General features: G+C 58.1%; 1 pseudogene. It reads left to right on the top strand.

Going from position 1 to position 540, the window contains the following annotated elements:
- A pseudogene (locus ALO43_RS20805) lies at window positions 1–540 on the top strand (recombinase family protein); the annotation flags it as partial.

Here is a 540-nt window from a genome sequence, read left to right on the forward strand (position 1 = left end):
GAAACCCGGGGCGGTTCACTCAACGTTGCGCGGGTGTACCTGCGTGTCAGTACAGAAGACCAGGACTTGCAGCGCCAAGAAGCGATTATTGGCAATGCTCGAGAGTCCAGGCTACTACGTAGCTGCGGTCTATCGCGAGAAAGCCTCGGGCGCTCGATCCGACCGTCCCGAGCTGTTGCGCATGATTGAGGACCTGCAACCGGGTGAAGTCGTCATTGCAGAAAAGATCGACCGAATCAGCCGTCTTCCTCTGGTCGAAGCAGAAAAACTTGTGGACGCGATAAGGGCTAAGGGCGCACGCCTGGCAGTGCCTGGAATCGTCGATCTATCGCAATTGACCGAGGCGTCCAGTGGTGTCGCCAAGGTGGTGTTGCAAGGCGTACAAGACATGCTGTTGCGTGTGGCCTTGCAAATAGCGCGTGACGACTTCGAGGACCGGCGAGAGCGACAGCGCCAAGGCATCGACTTGGCCAAGGGCGCCGGTCGATACGCTGGGCGTAAACCGGATACCAAAATGCATGAACGGGTCATCGCCCTCAA

This window comes from Pseudomonas tremae (genome assembly GCF_001401155.1).
Classification (GTDB): domain Bacteria; phylum Pseudomonadota; class Gammaproteobacteria; order Pseudomonadales; family Pseudomonadaceae; genus Aquipseudomonas; species Aquipseudomonas tremae.